Source organism: Phenylobacterium sp. (assembly GCF_004799395.1).
GTDB lineage: Bacteria > Pseudomonadota > Alphaproteobacteria > Caulobacterales > Caulobacteraceae > Phenylobacterium.
Genome location: NZ_SSMZ01000265.1, coordinates 1 through 14,779, shown reverse-complemented (window position 1 = coordinate 14,779; position 14,779 = coordinate 1). Strand labels below are relative to the sequence as shown.

General features: G+C 67.9%; 21 protein-coding genes. 10 read left to right on the top strand and 11 right to left on the bottom strand.

Annotated features, from left to right (window positions below; genetic code table 11):
- Positions 1-4: 4 nt before the first annotated feature.
- From E8A12_RS16930 to E8A12_RS16920, 3 genes are read left to right on the top strand one after another with little or no spacing between them, the layout of a single operon-like run.
- Positions 5-367, top strand: a complete 363-nt coding sequence (locus tag E8A12_RS16930; protein ID WP_293370951.1) for an SUF system Fe-S cluster assembly protein — start codon at positions 5-7, stop codon at positions 365-367.
- Positions 367-759, top strand: a complete 393-nt coding sequence (locus E8A12_RS16925; protein ID WP_293370949.1) for an iron-sulfur cluster assembly accessory protein — start codon at positions 367-369, stop codon at positions 757-759. Before E8A12_RS16930 ends, E8A12_RS16925 begins: the two co-directional genes overlap by 1 nt.
- A gap of 50 nt (positions 760-809) precedes the next feature.
- Complete coding sequence (locus E8A12_RS16920; protein ID WP_293370947.1) at positions 810-1,082, top strand: 2TM domain-containing protein; 273 nt, start codon at positions 810-812, stop codon at positions 1,080-1,082.
- Here E8A12_RS16920 and E8A12_RS16915 read toward each other — a convergent pair.
- Positions 1,079-2,089 (bottom strand): lysylphosphatidylglycerol synthase domain-containing protein, encoded by a 1,011-nt coding sequence (locus tag E8A12_RS16915; RefSeq protein WP_293370945.1) that lies wholly within the window; start codon positions 2,087-2,089, stop codon positions 1,079-1,081. The genes E8A12_RS16920 and E8A12_RS16915 overlap by 4 nt on opposite strands.
- A gap of 135 nt (positions 2,090-2,224) precedes the next feature.
- Between E8A12_RS16915 and E8A12_RS16910 the strand changes: the two genes are divergently transcribed.
- The 3 genes from E8A12_RS16910 to E8A12_RS16900 all read left to right on the top strand — a co-directional run bounded on the left by E8A12_RS16910 (position 2,225) and on the right by E8A12_RS16900 (position 4,178).
- Positions 2,225-2,851, top strand: a complete 627-nt coding sequence (locus E8A12_RS16910) for a BON domain-containing protein (RefSeq protein ID WP_293370943.1) — start codon at positions 2,225-2,227, stop codon at positions 2,849-2,851.
- Positions 2,852-2,932: 81 nt separating this feature from the next.
- The gene (locus tag E8A12_RS16905) at positions 2,933-3,208 is read left to right on the top strand and encodes a hypothetical protein (RefSeq protein ID WP_293370941.1); all 276 of its coding nucleotides are present in this window, start codon (positions 2,933-2,935) and stop codon (positions 3,206-3,208) included.
- Between the two features lie 61 nt (positions 3,209-3,269).
- Complete coding sequence (locus E8A12_RS16900; RefSeq protein ID WP_293370939.1) at positions 3,270-4,178, top strand: ion channel; 909 nt, start codon at positions 3,270-3,272, stop codon at positions 4,176-4,178.
- Here E8A12_RS16900 and E8A12_RS16895 read toward each other — a convergent pair.
- Positions 4,151-6,034, bottom strand: a complete 1,884-nt coding sequence (locus tag E8A12_RS16895) for an ABC-F family ATP-binding cassette domain-containing protein (RefSeq protein ID WP_293370937.1) — start codon at positions 6,032-6,034, stop codon at positions 4,151-4,153. The two genes, E8A12_RS16900 and E8A12_RS16895, sit on opposite strands and share 28 nt — an antisense overlap.
- A gap of 248 nt (positions 6,035-6,282) precedes the next feature.
- On the opposite strand from E8A12_RS16895, the gene ndk reads away from it, so the two are divergent.
- Together ndk and E8A12_RS16885 are read left to right on the top strand one after the other, a co-directional pair.
- Positions 6,283-6,702 (top strand): nucleoside-diphosphate kinase, encoded by a 420-nt coding sequence (gene ndk, locus E8A12_RS16890; protein WP_293370935.1) that lies wholly within the window; start codon positions 6,283-6,285, stop codon positions 6,700-6,702.
- 108 nt (positions 6,703-6,810) lie between these two features.
- Complete coding sequence (locus E8A12_RS16885) at positions 6,811-7,164, top strand: DUF6481 family protein (RefSeq protein WP_293370933.1); 354 nt, start codon at positions 6,811-6,813, stop codon at positions 7,162-7,164.
- Here E8A12_RS16885 and E8A12_RS16880 read toward each other — a convergent pair.
- The 4 genes from E8A12_RS16880 to nthA are packed head-to-tail and all read right to left on the bottom strand — an operon-like array spanning position 7,161 to position 9,141.
- Positions 7,161-7,385 (bottom strand): hypothetical protein, encoded by a 225-nt coding sequence (locus tag E8A12_RS16880; protein ID WP_293370931.1) that lies wholly within the window; start codon positions 7,383-7,385, stop codon positions 7,161-7,163. The two genes, E8A12_RS16885 and E8A12_RS16880, sit on opposite strands and share 4 nt — an antisense overlap.
- Before the next feature lie 55 nt (positions 7,386-7,440).
- Entirely contained in the window at positions 7,441-7,779 is a 339-nt protein-coding gene (locus E8A12_RS16875; RefSeq protein ID WP_293370930.1) for a nitrile hydratase accessory protein, read from the bottom strand.
- Entirely contained in the window at positions 7,766-8,416 is a 651-nt protein-coding gene (nthB, locus tag E8A12_RS16870) for a nitrile hydratase subunit beta (RefSeq protein WP_293370928.1), read from the bottom strand. Before nthB ends, E8A12_RS16875 begins: the two co-directional genes overlap by 14 nt.
- Complete coding sequence (gene nthA / locus E8A12_RS16865; protein WP_293370926.1) at positions 8,413-9,141, bottom strand: nitrile hydratase subunit alpha; 729 nt, start codon at positions 9,139-9,141, stop codon at positions 8,413-8,415. Before nthA ends, nthB begins: the two co-directional genes overlap by 4 nt.
- Here nthA and E8A12_RS16860 point away from each other — a divergent pair.
- Positions 9,140-9,778, top strand: a complete 639-nt coding sequence (locus E8A12_RS16860) for a DsbA family protein (protein ID WP_293370924.1) — start codon at positions 9,140-9,142, stop codon at positions 9,776-9,778. The two genes, nthA and E8A12_RS16860, sit on opposite strands and share 2 nt — an antisense overlap.
- Here E8A12_RS16860 and eutC read toward each other — a convergent pair.
- The 3 genes from eutC to E8A12_RS16845 are packed head-to-tail and all read right to left on the bottom strand — an operon-like array spanning position 9,775 to position 13,162.
- Positions 9,775-10,530, bottom strand: coding sequence for an ethanolamine ammonia-lyase subunit EutC (eutC, locus tag E8A12_RS16855; RefSeq protein WP_293370922.1), 756 nt, complete (start codon positions 10,528-10,530; stop codon positions 9,775-9,777). The genes E8A12_RS16860 and eutC overlap by 4 nt on opposite strands.
- Complete coding sequence (locus tag E8A12_RS16850) at positions 10,523-11,908, bottom strand: ethanolamine ammonia-lyase subunit EutB (protein ID WP_293370920.1); 1,386 nt, start codon at positions 11,906-11,908, stop codon at positions 10,523-10,525. Before E8A12_RS16850 ends, eutC begins: the two co-directional genes overlap by 8 nt.
- 3 nt (positions 11,909-11,911) lie before the next feature.
- Entirely contained in the window at positions 11,912-13,162 is a 1,251-nt protein-coding gene (locus E8A12_RS16845; protein ID WP_293370918.1) for a glutamate carboxypeptidase, read from the bottom strand.
- 172 nt (positions 13,163-13,334) lie between these two features.
- On the opposite strand from E8A12_RS16845, the gene E8A12_RS16840 reads away from it, so the two are divergent.
- On the top strand, positions 13,335-13,952 hold the full coding sequence (locus E8A12_RS16840) for an ATP-dependent Clp protease proteolytic subunit (protein WP_293370916.1): 618 nt from the start codon (positions 13,335-13,337) through the stop codon (positions 13,950-13,952).
- Here the strand turns inward: E8A12_RS16840 and E8A12_RS16835 are convergent, their stop codons facing one another.
- Together E8A12_RS16835 and E8A12_RS16830 are read right to left on the bottom strand one after the other, a co-directional pair.
- Positions 13,953-14,198, bottom strand: coding sequence for a hypothetical protein (locus E8A12_RS16835; RefSeq protein ID WP_293370914.1), 246 nt, complete (start codon positions 14,196-14,198; stop codon positions 13,953-13,955).
- The coding region (locus E8A12_RS16830; RefSeq protein WP_293370912.1) for an HAD-IB family hydrolase at positions 14,195-14,779 on the bottom strand (585 nt) is incomplete at its 5' end. The genes E8A12_RS16835 and E8A12_RS16830, both read right to left, overlap by 4 nt.

Here is a 14,779-nt window from a genome sequence, read left to right as displayed (position 1 = left end):
CCCGATGGATGATGCAGCCCCCGTAGAGACCCAGGCGACAGCGCCGTTGGCGCAGGCGGAGCTCGACGCCTTGACGGACAAGCTGATCGAACAGCTCAAGACCGTCTACGACCCGGAAATCCCGGTCGACATCTATGAGCTCGGCCTGATCTATAAAGTCGATGTGTCGGACGATAAGGACGTGGTCATCGACATGACGCTTACCGCGCCCGGCTGCCCGGTAGCCGGCGAGATGCCAGGCTGGGTCGAGGACGCCATCAAGGAAATCCCCGAGGTGAAGTCCTGCAAGGTCGAGTTGGTGTTCGACCCGCCGTGGGACCCTTCGCGCATGAGCGACGAAGCCAAGCTTCAGCTGAACATGTTCTGATGGATCTCAACGTCTCATCCCAGCCGCGCGCCAGGCGCGAACGCCCCAAGGTGGTCTCGCTGACCGACGCCGCCGCCGAGCGGGTGCGCGAGATCATGGGCAAGGCTGAGAAGCCCTATGCGGGTCTTCGAGTCGGCGTGAAGAACGGCGGCTGCGCTGGCCAGGAGTACGTCCTGGAATATGCCGACACGGCCGGTCCGCTGGACGAGGTGGTCGAGGATAAGGGCGTGACGATCCTGGTCGAGCCCAAGGCGGTGCTGTTCCTGATCGGCACGGTGATCGACTATGACGTCACCAAGCTCTCCGCCAAGTTCACCTTCCGCAACCCCAATGAGACTGACGCCTGCGGATGCGGCGAGAGCGTCACCATCCAGCCCGCCCAGGCGGATTAGGCCGCTCGCCGTTCGGCGAGCTATGATCTGGCCCGACCTGGAGGCCAATCATGACCGACGACCTGGAGCTGCGTCGTCAGGCGGAGCGGCGTGCCGACGTCAAGCTGGGGTTCCGCGCCCATGTCTTCGCATATGTCCTGGTGAACGCGGGCCTGGTGGCGGTCAATCTTGTGACCTCGCCGGGATATTTCTGGGCGATCTGGCCGATCTTCGGCTGGGGCCTTGGCCTCGTCGCCCATGGCGTGGCGGTCTACCATTTCGCCAGCAACATGCGTGAGCAGGCCGTCGAGGCGGAGTTGCGGCGGCTGCGCGAAGGGCGCTAGGACTTTCGGTGGCGTATGGCGTCGATCGCCAGCGCTGCGGCCGCGATCATCAGCGGCAGGATGTAGAAGGCCAGCCTGTAGCCCAGGAAGGCCGCCGCCAGCACCGCGGCGTCCACCCCGGGCAACAGCGCCGCCATGGCGCTCTCGAACACGCCTGCGCCTCCTGGCACCGATGAGGCCAGGCCTGCGATGCAAGCGACGGCGTAGGCGCCGACGAAGGTGCCGTAGCTGGGTCCTCCGGCCGGCAGCAGGATCCACAGGATGGCCGCGGCGATGCCGTTGTCGACCACGCCCAGCACCAGTTGCGCCAGTGCGTCCCAGACGTCGGGCAGGGTCACGCTGCGCCCGAAGGCGGTGAACGGGCGCCGCCGCAGTGCGCAGAGCGCCACATAGGCGAGGGCTCCAATCAGCAACGTCCCACCGAGCCAGTGGCCGACTGTCGGCGTGATCGCCGTGGCGTCCAGTTCGGCGCTCGAGGCCAGGAGAAGTCCGGCCCCCGAGAGCGCCGCCAGACCTACGCCAAACGAGGCCGCCGCGAACACCGTCGCGCCGGCGACCTGGGTGAGGTTCACGCCGTGCCGATCGTAGGTGCGGGCGCGGATGGCGCCGGAGATCAGGAGATTCGCCCCGATGGCGTGGGCGATGGCGTTGGCCAGGAACGAGCCGAGCGCCACCGTCCGCAACGGGACCTTCGCGCCGGTCCATCGCAAGCCAACCCATTCGATCACGGCCATCAGCACGAAGCTCGCGGCCGACAGCGCGATCGCCAGCGTCACCGCCGCAATCCCCCAGCCGGCGATAGCGTGACTGACGGCCTGGAGGCTCAGCTTGTGGAACTCGCGCCACAGCACCCAGGCCGCCGCGGCCAGCATGAAGACCGGCACGATGCGCAGGGCGATTCGCGCGGCCCGCGTCAGGCCGCGCCGGGGCGCGGCGGGCGACGCCCCGGCGACGTCAACCTCGACGGGCTCTGGCGTGGGGGAGCGGGTCGGGTCTGGAGCGTTCACGGCGGTGGGCAGTCTCAATTGAGTCGGGGGCCCGAGTCAGGCGGCGCCCCCAAAGGGATGGGCCTCATATGGGAACCGAAGTCCACGGCGCCGGTTGTGCCGCGGGGGAGTCCGTAACGCAGAGGAGATCAGGTCATGGCGCGAGAAGATTGGCAGGACCGTGAGGAGGACCGCCGCCGGATGGCGCTGCGCGGCGGTGAGCGCGGCGATTTCGGCCAGGCCGATTACTCCGGCGACTACGGCTACGATCCGGCGGCCCGCTCCGGCTATCGCGTCGAGGACAGCGTGCAGCCCGCGTCGAACGACTATGGCCAAGCCGATTACTCGACGGACTATGCCTATGACCCCGCGCGAGGCGAGGCCTATCGGCGCGAGTCTGGTCCTGACCGCGACTATGGTCGGCGCATGGACAGCGGCGACTATCGGCCGCTCGGCCAACCCCGCTCCTGGATGGACAAGGCCGGCGACTTCTTCTCCCCGGGTCCACGGGCGCCGAGGGTGGACACCCACGCGCCGCGTCCGCGGCGCGGGCCTTCCGATCGCGTGCTTTGGGCGGTGATCCTCGAGCGCTTGGAGGACCAGCGCGGCCTCGACCTGCGAGACCTGGAGGTTGTCGTCGATGACGCCGAGGTCACCCTGAACGGCACCGTTCGGCACAAGGCCGACAAGCGCCGGATCGAGGACATCGCCGACATCGACGGGGTGCGGCATGTGCAGAACAATCTGCGCCTGCGCGAGCACGGCCACTGGACGTTCCTCTAGCCGCGGACACCCCGAATTCGAGCAACCAAGCCTGACCTTGAGGGTTCTAGTCTCCCAGGCAACAAGCCTAAGGAGACTGCGATGACCGGCAAGCAGACTGACGATAAGCGCGCCTTCACCCACGGCTCCGGCGGCGCCAACGCCGACATGGCCGTGGAAGCCGCGCCCGTGCACGAGGATCGGCACATCGACGTTCCGCACCATCGGGAGGTCGAAGCGACGAAGGACGACGAAAAACACGACCACATGGCCGCGCGTGAAAAGAGCGCCGAGGATCGGCAGGAAGCCCTGCTCGACGAGGCGCTCGAAGAAACCTTCCCGGGCAGCGATCCGATCAGCCCGAAACACATCACCTGACGAGACCGCGCATGGCGGCGGGTCCTTCGACGGGGACGTCGCCGCATGGTAGCAAGGCCGCGTGAAGTTGCCGCCGCCCCGCATCGACATGAGAGGCCTGAGCGCCGTCAAGGTCGGCGTGCGCCGCTTCGCAATCGATGACCCCTACTATCTGATCCTCGCCCTGCGCTGGCCGACCTTCCTGGCGATGGTCCTGCTGATCTTCGTGGCGGCCAATCTGCTGTTCGCCAGTCTGTACTGGCTGGTTCCAGGCTCTGTCGCCAACGCCAGGCCGGGCGCCTTCGGGGACGCCTTCTTCTTCAGCGTCGAGACCCTGGCCACTGTCGGCTATGGGGTGATGACCCCGGCCACGCTCTATGGGCACACGGTGGCGTCGTCGGAGATCTTCTTCGGCATGTTCCTGACCGCCCTGGTCACCGGCGCCTTCTTCGCGCGTTTCGCGCGGCCTCAGGCGCGGATGGTGTTCAGCGACACCGCCGTCGTCGCGCCCTACGAGGGGCGCCAGGCGCTGATGGTCCGCGTCGCCAGCCGCCGATTGCAGGGGATCAGCGAGGCCACAGCGCGGATCAGCTACCTGCGCAGCGAGCCGATCGGCGAGTCGCGTTTCCGCCGGTTCGACGAGTTGAAGCTGGTGAAGAACAACATCCCGATCCTCAGCCTCACCTGGACCATCATCCACCCGATCGACGAGGATAGTCCGCTCTGGGGCATGACCGACGAGCGGATGGCCGCCGAGGCTCCGACGGTGATGGTCTCCATCACCGGCTTCGACGAGGCGATCTCGTCCGTGATCAATGACCGCAGGACCTATCGCCGCGAGGATGTGCGCTTCGGCCATGTGTTCGCCGACATCCTGCGGGACCTGCCCGGCGACATGGTCGAACTGGACATCACCCGCATCCACGAGACGCGGCCGGCGCCGGTCCTGCGTGAAGTCGAGATTCAGGAGTCGGCGGTCAGGGCCTCGTAGGCTTCCTGCGCCGCAAGCCACTCCGCCTCGGCAGCGTCGACGGCGGCCTGGGCCGTGTCCCGCCGGCGGCCGAGCTCGGCGGCCTTGGTTGGATCCTTCGCAAAGATGGCGGGGTCCGTCAGCTTCGCGTCGATTTCGGCCAGGATCGCGGTCGCCCGGGCCAGGGCGGCCTCGGCGGCTTCCGTGCGGCGGCGCGCCGAGCCGGTGGGAACCTTCGCGCGCGCAACGGGCGGCGGGGGCGGCGCGACCTTGACCGGCTCGGCGGCGACCTGGCTCGGGGCGCGGGCCGCCACCCGGGCGCGGTCGAGGACGAACTTCGCATAGTCCTCCATGTCGCCATCGAAGGGCTCGATGCCGCCATCGGCCGCGAGCCACAGGCGGTCGGCCACCAGCTCCATCAGCGAGCGGTCGTGGGTGATCAGGATCACCGCGCCGTCGTAGTCGTTCAGCGCGTCCAGCAGGGCGCGGCGGCTGTCGATGTCCAGGTGGTTGGTCGGTTCGTCGAGGATCAGCAGGTGCGGGGCTTCCATCGCCACCATGTTGAGCAGCAGGCGGGCGCGCTCGCCCCCGGAGAGGTTGGCGACCGTGGTGTCGACCTTTTCATAGCCCAGGCCGAACTGGGCCAGCTTCGAGCGGCGCTGGGATTCGCTGGATTGCGGCATGGCCCGCCGAATGATCTCCAGCGGCGTGTCGGCTGGATCCATGGCCTCGATCTGGTGTTGGTGGAACCAGCCCACCTTGAGCCGCGAGCTGCGCAGCAAGGTCCCGCTCTCCACGTCCAGGGCGCCCGCCACCAGCTTGGCGAAAGTCGACTTGCCAGCCCCGTTGACCCCCAGCAGGCCGATCCGATCGTCGATATCGAGTCGCAGGTTCAGCCCTTTGAGGATCGGCGTCCCGCCATAGCCCACGGAGGCGCCTTCCAGCCGCAGCAGCGGCGGCGGGAGGGGGCGCTCAGGCGAGGGCAGGGTGAAGGGTGCGACGCGATCCTCGATGACGTTGGAGACCGGCGGCAGCTTGGCGATCATCTTCAGGCGCGACTGGGCCTGGGTCGCCTTCGAGGCCTTGGCCCCGAAGCGGTCGACGAAGGACTGCATGTGGGCGCGCTTGGCCTCGATCTTGGTGCGCATCGCCTCCTGCAGACGCAGCTTCTCGATCACCTGTCGTTCGAAGCTGTCGTAGCCGCCCGTGTAGAGATCGAGCTTGCCGTTCTTCAGATGGAGGATGTGGTCCATCGAATTGTCGAGCAGTTCGCGGTCGTGGCTGATGACCATGGCGGTGTGCGGATACTTCTTCAGTCGTGCTTCCAGCCACAGCGCACCCTCCAGGTCGAGGTAGTTGGTGGGCTCGTCGAGCAGCAGCATGTCCGGCGCGGCGAACAGGGCCGCGGCCAGGGCCACGCGCATCCGCCAGCCACCGGAGAACTCCGACATGGGCCGCGACAGGTCCGGCGTCGAAAAGCCCAGGCCGGCCAGGATTTCGGCCGCGCGGCTGGGCGCGCGATCGGCGTCGATCTCGATCAGGCGCGTATAGATATCGCCCAGATCCTCGGGCTCGGCGGTGTCCAGCGAGGCGAGCAGGGTCGCGCGTTCGACATCGGCGGCCAGCACGGTCTCCAGCAGGGGGACCGGTGTCGCAGGGTGTTCCTGGTCGACCGAGCCGATCCGCGCGGCGCGCGGCAAGCCGATCTCGCCGGAGCCCAGCACCAGCTGGCCCAGGATCAGCTTGAACAGCGTCGACTTGCCCACGCCATTGCGGCCGACCAGGCCGACCTTGGCGTCCTTGGGCAGGCTGACGGTCGCGCCGTCGAAGAAGCGGCGGCCCCAGGCGTCGAAAACGAGGTCTTTGATCTGCAGCATCGGGACACGAACAATGGGGCGCGGACCAGCGTTCGCCGGACCTGCGGGAGGAGGGAAAGGTCAGGGAAGAAACGCCGCGCCGCCGCCTGACCGGGCGGGTCCATAGCAGACCGATGCGGCCGCGTCATGCCGATCCTCTGGGACTGTTGCAGCGCAGCGCCTTGGCGAGCGCGGGCGAGGCGGGTATAGAGCCCGCCACCTCGCGGCGCTCCGCGGGAATCCCACTCGCCTTGACCGTAAAGAGACCCATGACCGAACGCACCTTCTCGATCATCAAGCCGGACGCGACCAAGCGGAACCTCACCGGCAAGATCAACGCCGTGATCGAGGACGCCGGCCTGCGGATCGTCGGACAGCGCCGCATCCTGATGACCGAGGCCCAGGCCAAGAAATTCTACGAAGTCCACGCCGCACGTCCGTTCTACGGCGAACTCGTCGAGTTCATGATGTCAGCGCCGGTCGTGGTGCAGGTGCTGGAGGGCCCGAACGCGGTCGCCAAATACCGCGAAGTGATGGGCGCCACGAACCCGGCCGACGCCGCGCCGGGCACCATCCGCAAGCTCTATGCTGAAAGTGTCGGCGAAAACTCGGTGCACGGCTCGGACAGCGCCGAGAACGCGGCGCTTGAAATCGCTCAGTTCTTTACCGAGGACGACATCGTCGGCTGATCCCGACTGTCATCAGCGCTTCGCAGGGGCTTGCGAAACGCTTCAGGCAACCCAAATCCGCCCGGCGGGGTTCTCCTCGCCTGATCCCAACCCCATTCGAAAGCTATGATGAGAGAAGACAAGATCGGGGGCTTCAACGAGCGCCTGGCGTCCCAGGCCGAAGCCCGCAGGGCCCTCCTGGAGAAGTTCAAGCCGAAGCCGACGGTCCAGGCCGAAGTCCTGGAAACCCGGGCTCATCGCAAGGCGCGCGAGCTGGAAGAGGTCCGCGCCAAGCGCGCGGCCGAAAAGGAAGCCGCCCGTCTGAAGGCGGAGGCCGACGAGCGGGCCCGTCAGGACGCTCTGGCCAATGACGAAGAGGCTCAGCTGGAGCTGAAGCGTCAGGACCGCAAGGACCGCAAGGCCGCCGCCAAGGCCGAAGCCCGCGCCAAACGCGAGGCCAAGTCCGCCCAGCGTCGCGGCTAGTCTGGCGAGGCGCCGTCGGACCCGCCGGTCAGCTTGCGCGACAGATCGCCGTAGTAGCCCTGGATCAGCAGTTCGACGGTGTCGCCGCGCTCTTCCGCGGCGAAAGCCAGGTCCTTGGCCATCTGGATTGCGGCCGAGCGGCTGAGGCCGGTTTCGATTGGCTGGCCGTCGGAGAAGACGGTCCAGTCGCCGTTCTTGAGCGTCACTGCATATTGAACCATCGGCCCATCATTTCCCTCGCTCAAGCTTGAGCGCGCGAACCTGCGCCCCGGTTCCCTAAAGCTCGACAGGTCGTCCGTGTGCGGTGCGCCGATAGGCGTCGGCCCACGCTTCCTTGCGCGCCGCCAGCTCCGCGCCCGCCGCGAGTTGCTTCGCCGTCACGAGGTCTTCCAGTGTCGCCAGCCAGTGTTCGTAGTAGCGCGCCCCGTCGTCGTCCGGCCCTGCCGCCGTCAGCCGTCGCGAAAGCGCTTCGGCCCACTCGGTCCAGGCGAAGCAGCCTTGGGCGTAAAGCTGGAGCGCCAGCGCAAACGCCTGCGCCTGCCAGGGCTCCGCGAACACCGGCCCCTCCGCATTGCGCGGCAGGCGTGGCAGGGTGAGGGGGTCAGGCGCGGTCAAGGTAGGGCTCCCAAAGATCGAGGCAGACACTGTCGCGGGGATCGGCCGCTTCGCCCCATAGTTCTCGCGCGCTGAAACGCACCGTGTAGAGCGGCCGCGGGTCCTCGCCCTCGCCGTGAGCGTGGCTGTCCGGGAAGACATGCGCGCCATGGAGGCTGACGATCACGCCCCTGCGCCCGCGGACGTAGCGGGGCAGGCGGGTGTGACCGTGCGGGTTCAAATTGCGGGCCCGCACGGCGTCGCCGTCGACGAACAGCGGCTGGGCGGCCCCGCGCACATACGAGCCACGGCGCATGAAGCGCGGCGTCACGTCCTCGGCGCTCAGCAGCGGCGTCGCCTTGGGCGCACGCGGCGCGGGCTTGCCCGACGCCAACTCGGCGGGCGTGACGAAGCCGTGCGCGACCAGCAGTTCGCTCAAGCCCCGGAACCACTTTTCATAATAGCTCATCGCCAGGTATTCGGGGCCGGGGATCTTTTCCCGCTGATGGCGGCCCTCGTCGATGTTCCGGCGGGTGGGCGAGGCGACGCTGAGCGCGTGGACGCGACTTTCCCAGGCGTGGTGGAAGACCGGCTCGTCGGCCTCTGGGGCGATCGGTCCCAGGTTCTCCAGGCCGCCCATGTCGTGCACGCCGTTCACAGCCGAGCCGTGCCGATCATGCCGTTGCGGGTCACCAGGGCGGCGAGCTCGTCCTCGCTCAAGCCTTCGCGCCCGGCCGGTCGTTCGGGCAACACCAGGTAGCGGATCTCGGCCGTCGAATCCCAGACGCGGACTTCAACCTCGTCGGGGAGCTTCACGCCGAACTCGCCGATCACGCCCCGCGGATCGATCACCGCGCGCGAGCGATAGGGCGCGGACTTGTACCAGACCGGCGGCAAGCCCAGCACCGGCCAGGGGTAGCAGGAGCACAGCGTGCAGACGACGAGGTTGTGCACCGTGGGCGTGTTCTCCACGACCACCATGTGGTCCCCCTGGCCGCCGGCGTAGCCCAACTCGGCGATGGCGGAGGTGGCGTCCTCCATCAACCGCGCCTTGTAGGCCGGATCGGACCAGGCCTTGGCGACCACCCGCGCGCCGTTTCGCGGGCCCACCTTATGTTCGAAGTGGTCGACGATAGCGTCCAGTGCGGCGGGGTCGACCAGCCCCTTCTCGACCATCAGAGATTCAAGCGCCTTCACCCGCAGCGCCATGTCCGACGGCGGCTCCTGGCCGTGATCGTCGTCGCCATGATCGTGGTGGTCGTCGTGATGATCGTGCGCCATGGCGGGCAAACTGGCTGAGAACCGCGCAAAGGTGAAGGCCGCCCAGGTGACCGCGCGCCCGTCTCCTGCAATGCTGGGCGTCTTGGGAGGCGCAACGCCCATGACCACGCCGCACTTGATCTACTTCTCCGACCCCATGTGCTCCTGGTGCTACGGCTTCTCGCCGGTCGTCGACGACATCCGCCGCGCCTTCGGCCGGGCCCTGCCGATGCGGGTGGTGATGGGTGGCCTGCGCCCCGGCACGGAAAAGCCGATGACCGAGGAGGCCAAGCTGGAGATTGCCGATCACTGGACCCATGTCCACGAGGCGACAGGCCTTCCGTTCAATGGCGCCGGCATGTCGCGGCCGGGCTTCATCTACGACACCGATCCGGCGGCGCGTGCGGTCGTCGTGGCCCGCCGCGACGGCGAAGAAATGGCCGCAGCCTTCCTCGGCCGCACCCAACGTGCGTTCTACGCGGAGGGCCGCGACGTGACCCAGGCTGACACGCTGGCGGAGATCGCCGAGGAACTGGGCCTCGACCGCGAGCCGTTCCTCGAAGCCTGGGGGACCGATGAAGCCAAGCAGGAGACCTGGCGCGACTACGCCATCTCGCAGCGCGCCGGCGTCACCGGCTTCCCGACCCTGGTGGCCGGACCCAACGCCGATGGCGTCTATGGCGTCGTCACCCGCGGCTTTGCGCCGGGCGAGCAGGTGGTGAGCATCCTCAGGGAGTGGCTGGAGCGGATCGCGGCCTAGCGCGTGGGCAGCTGGTGCGCGGTCGGCGCGGGCAAGGCCTCGCGATCCTTCAGATCGACGCCGGTAAAGCCCAGCCGCTGCGCCTCTATGAGCAGCCAGGCGATCTTGCCGGCCGCCTCGTCGGGCGAAAGACCGCCTGCCGCGCGGATATTGGAGACGCAGTTGCGCTCGCTGTCGCGGCGACCTGGCTTCGGATCGAAGGTGATGTAGGCGCCCAGGCTGTCTGCGGCGCTTAGACCTGGGCGCTCGCCAATCAGGACCACGACAAGCTGCGCGCCCAAGCCCTCGCCGATGGGATCGCCAAGCGCCACGCGCGCCTGCCGCGCGACAACCAGCGGCGCGATGCTCCAGCTCGCCAGCCGGGCGCGCAGGGCAGCCACGACCGCCCCTGCGTGAGCCTGGACGGCGGTGGCGGACAGGCCATCGGCGATAACCAGAGCCAAGTCGTACTCGCCATGGGGCAGGGGCTCGGTCGCCGGGGCCAGGCGTCGCCCGAGGTCGGGGTCGGCGAGGTAGGCGGCGCGATCGGGCGCGGCGGACTGCACGAGGATCGCGGAGCCGCCCAGGGCCGTGCGCAGCGTCTCCAGGTCGAGCGTCGCGTGCACGGCGTCCCGCGCTCTGGCCTGGGCGAGCTGGAACGCCAGCATGGGCGCGGTCGGCAGGCCCTGTCCGGCGCGGCCTAGGCCGACGCGCGCCGCAGTCGCCCGGCGCAGGATGGCGAACGGATCGGACGGCGTCGGCGCGTCAGCCATCGCCAAGCTGCTCCAGCAACCGCTGTTGCGCCCCACCGGCCTCCACGACCCGCCCGGCGTCATCCAGCAGGCCGACCTTGGCCAGCCACGCCTCGAACTCGGGCGCCGGCATCAGACCCAGGACGTCGCGGATATAGAGGGCGTCGTGGAAGCTGGTGGACTGGTAGTTCAGCATCACGTCATCGGCGCCCGGCACGCCCATGACAAAATTCACGCCGGCGACGCCCAGAAGGGTCAGCAGGTCGTCCATGTCGTCCTGATCGGCGGCGGCGTGATTGGTGTAGCAGACGTCCACCCCCATCGGCAGGCCCAGAAGCTTGCCGCAGAAATGGTCTTCCAGGCCCGCGCGGGTGATCTGCTTGCCGTCGTAGAGGTATTCAGGCCCGATGAAGCCGACGACGGTGTTGACCAGCAACGGCCGGAAGGGACGGGCCACGGCGTAGGCGCGGGCCTCCAGGGTCTGTTGGTCCACCCCATGGTGGGCGCCGGACGATAGCGCCGAGCCCTGGCCGGTCTCGAAATACATGACGTTGCCGGCGAGCGGATTGCGGCCGAGCCCCAAGGTGGCGTCGTGAGCCTCGCGCAGCAGGGCGAGGTCGACGCCGAAGCCGCGGTTGGCGGCCTCGGTCCCGGCGATCGACTGGAAGGTCAGGTCGACCGGAACTCCGAGTCGGATCAGCTCCAAGGTGTTGGTGACATGGGTCAGGACGCAGCTCTGAGTGGGGATTTCCAGCCGCAGGCGCAGGTCGTCGACCAGCTCCAACAGGATTCGGGCCGTTTCGACGTTGTCGGTGGCCGGGTTGATCCCGATCACCGCGTCGCCACAGCCCATCAACAGACCATCAAGGATGGAGGCGGCGATCCCGCGGCGGTCGTCTGTCGGATGGTTGGGCTGCAGCCGTACCGCCAGTCGGCCGGGAAGGCCCAGGGTGGTGCGGAAGGCGCTGGTCGCGGTGATCTTGCGGGCCACAGCGATCAGGTCCTGGTTGCGCATCAGCTTGCTGACCGCCGCCGCCATCTCCGGAGTCACGCCGGGCGCGAGGGCCGAAAGCTGGACAGCGCCGGTCTCGTTGGACAGCAGCCATTCGCGAAAGCCGCCGACCGTGAGGTGTGAGATCGGGGCGAAGGCCGCGGTGTCGTGACTGTCGACGATCAGCCGGGTCACCTCGTCCTCCGCGTAGGGGACGACCAGGTCTTCGAGGAACCGCTTAAGCGGCAGATCGGCCAGGGCGTAGCGGGCCGCGACCCGCTGCTCGGCGCTGGCGGCCGCCAGGCCCGCCAGCTGATCGCCGGAGCGGAACGGCGTTGCGGCGGCCATTAGGGTCTTGAGGTCGGCGAAGACGTGGCGGGTTCCGGCCAGGTCCGCGACGTAGACCATGTGCTACTTCAGATGCGCCGGTGGGTTCTGACCAAGCTCTTCGATGAGCTTGGTCAGGAGATAGAGCCGCGGCGTAACCGTGCCGAGCAGCAGATATTCGCCCGGGGCGTGGAAGTTGGCGGCCGCAGGGCCGAGCCCGTCCAGCGCCGCTACGCCCGCCTCATAGGCGTTGGCCGACTCCGAGGAGCCGCCGTTGCCGCCCCGCGTGATCTTCAGGCCAACGCCGGCGTAGATGGCCTCGGCCTGAGCGGCCAAGGCGTTGGTGCCCGGATTGTCGGCCAGCGGCGGGAACGAACCCTCGTGGGTGACGGTGACCTTGGTGTCGGGGACGATCGTGGTCTGGGCGTTCTTGGCCATGATCGCCTGGACCTTGTCGTAGTCGGCCTTGTCCCGGACGCGCACGTTGATCTGAGCCGAGGCGTGATCGGGAATGATGTTCCCGCGAGTGCCCGCCTGCAGGATGGTCAGATTGGCGGTCAGGCCATCCCCGGACTTGGGGAACACATCGTCGAGCTGGATCTGGTGGATCAACTCGGTGGCGGCGTTGCGGCCCTCCTGCGGGGCGATGCCCGCGTGGGCGGCGCGACCTGTCACGTCGATCGTGTAGCTTGAACCGCCCTTGCGCCAGACGGTCATGACGTCCGGCGTGTCCCCGGGCTCAAGGTTGAGTTCGGCGTCGGTGTCGTGGACCAGCCTGTCGATCAGCTTGTGGGTGCCGGGCGAGCCGCGTTCCTCTGACGTCTCGATCAGGAAAACGATCTGCTTGAAGTCCTTGAAACCCTGGTCATGCAGGATCTGCAGCGCATAGACGGCCTCGATCACCCCGCCCTTCTCGTCGGAGACTCCCGGGCCGTAGGCTTTCTCGGCGTCCATGCGGAACGGCCGCGCCTTCGCCGTCCCGGACTCGAACACCGTGTCGATGTGGCCGATCAGCAGGACCCGGCCCTTGCCGGTCCCATTCAGGGTGGCGACCGTGTTTTCCGGCAGGCCGTCGGCCTCGGCCTTCAAGCTCTCAATGGCAAAGCCCATGGCCTTCAGGCGCGCGGCCAGGATGGCGGCGATCTTTCGGCCGCCCTCCACGTCGCCGGTGCCGGAGTCGATATTCACGACCTCGCCGAGCAGCTTCAGTTCGTCTCCCCTGGCCGCCTCGGCCGCCTCCCAGACCTTGGCGTCCTTGGCCGGCGCGGCGGCAGCGTGAACGGGCAGGGCGAGCAGTAGGGAAGCGCCGGCGAGCGCAATGGCTTTGAAACGCATGGAATCCCCTAAGAACCTCGAGCCCGGCCACCATGACCGGGCCGCTGGCAGGATCAAGGCCCAAAGGCCCGTGCGCTCACGTCACCTTGCGCCTTGCCTCTGGGCACGCGATATCCTGGCCTGGGTGAACCGTCGGCAGGCTCGCCAAGACTCCAAGAAGGACTTCCTCCCTATGCGTGACCCCGTCACCACCGCGCTGGGCCTCGTGCCGATGGTCGTCGAGCAGACGAGCCGAGGCGAGCGCGCCTACGACATCTTCTCCCGGCTCCTGAAGGACCGGATCATCTTCCTGGCGGGTCCCGTCGAGGACGGCATGGCGGCGCTGATCTGCGCCCAGTTGCTGCACCTTGAGGCGGAGAACCCCAAGAAGGAGATTCAGATGTACATCAATTCGCCCGGTGGCGTGGTGACCTCTGGCCTCGCGATCTACGACACCATGCAATACATCAAGAGCCCGGTGATCACGCTCTGCCTGGGCATGGCGGCCTCCATGGGCTCGTTCCTGCTGATGGCCGGCGAGAAGGGCCAGCGCATCGCGCTGCCGAACTCGCGGATCATGGTCCACCAGCCCTCAGGCGGCTTCTCCGGCAAGGCCAGCGACATCGAGCGCCACGCCGAGGACATCATCAAGACCAAGCAGCGCCTGAACGAACTCTACGCCAAGCACACCGGCCAGACGGTGGAGACGGTGGAGAGCGTGCTCGACCGCGACAGCTTCATGACCGCCGAGGAGGCCAAGGCCTGGGGCATCGTCGATCACGTCTGGGAAAAGCGCGAAGTCGACGAATAGTCAGCTCAGACGCCGGCGGGCGGCGGCCATCAACACCGCCTGTCCCACCGCCTCGGTAACGTCGATCCGCGCATCCGGATCGCTGATGTCGGCGAACATCCCTTTGGGATCTTGATGGAAATGCAGGAAGGCGCGGGATTTTCGGTAGAAGACGCCGCGCTTTTTCTCGAGGAGGCCGGGCAGGGTGCGGACCTGGGCCAGCAAGTCCTCGATCCGATCCAGGTCCTCGTCGCGCGCGTGCCTCATGGCGCGCCCTTGAACACCCGGTAGCCCTTGATCTCGGCCATGGCGATCATCTCCCGATCACCGCCAGTGTCGCCATAGGCGGCGCGCAGTTCGAGGTCCGTTCCGAGGGCGGCCTTCAGGCGAGCGACCTTCTCGGGCCCGCGGCAATTGGGGGTCGCAAACCCGCCCGTGACCCGATCCTGGGCGTCGAAAGCCAGTTCGGTGCCGATCAGGACGTCAGCGCCCAGGCCTCGGGCGAACGGCGCTACGGTGATCTCCGGGGAGGCGGTGACGATGACCAGCCGGACATGTTCGCCCCGCCAGCGCTTCCAGGCCGCCATGGCGTCGGGCCGCAGCAGCCTGCGCGAGAATTTCTCGGCGAAAACCCGAGCGTCGGCCTCCAGGGTGTGGCGCGGGACGCCGCGCAGATATTCTCGGGTGGCGGCGGCCTTCAGCCGCCCACGGTCGCGGTGGAAGAGGTAGGCCAGCAAGGCGGGTATCAGCCGCACCAACCCGAGCGCATAAAGCCGCGGTCCGGCGCGCCACTTCAGGAAGGTCATGTAGCTGTCGCGGATTGTCAGTGTGCCGTCAAAATCGAAGGC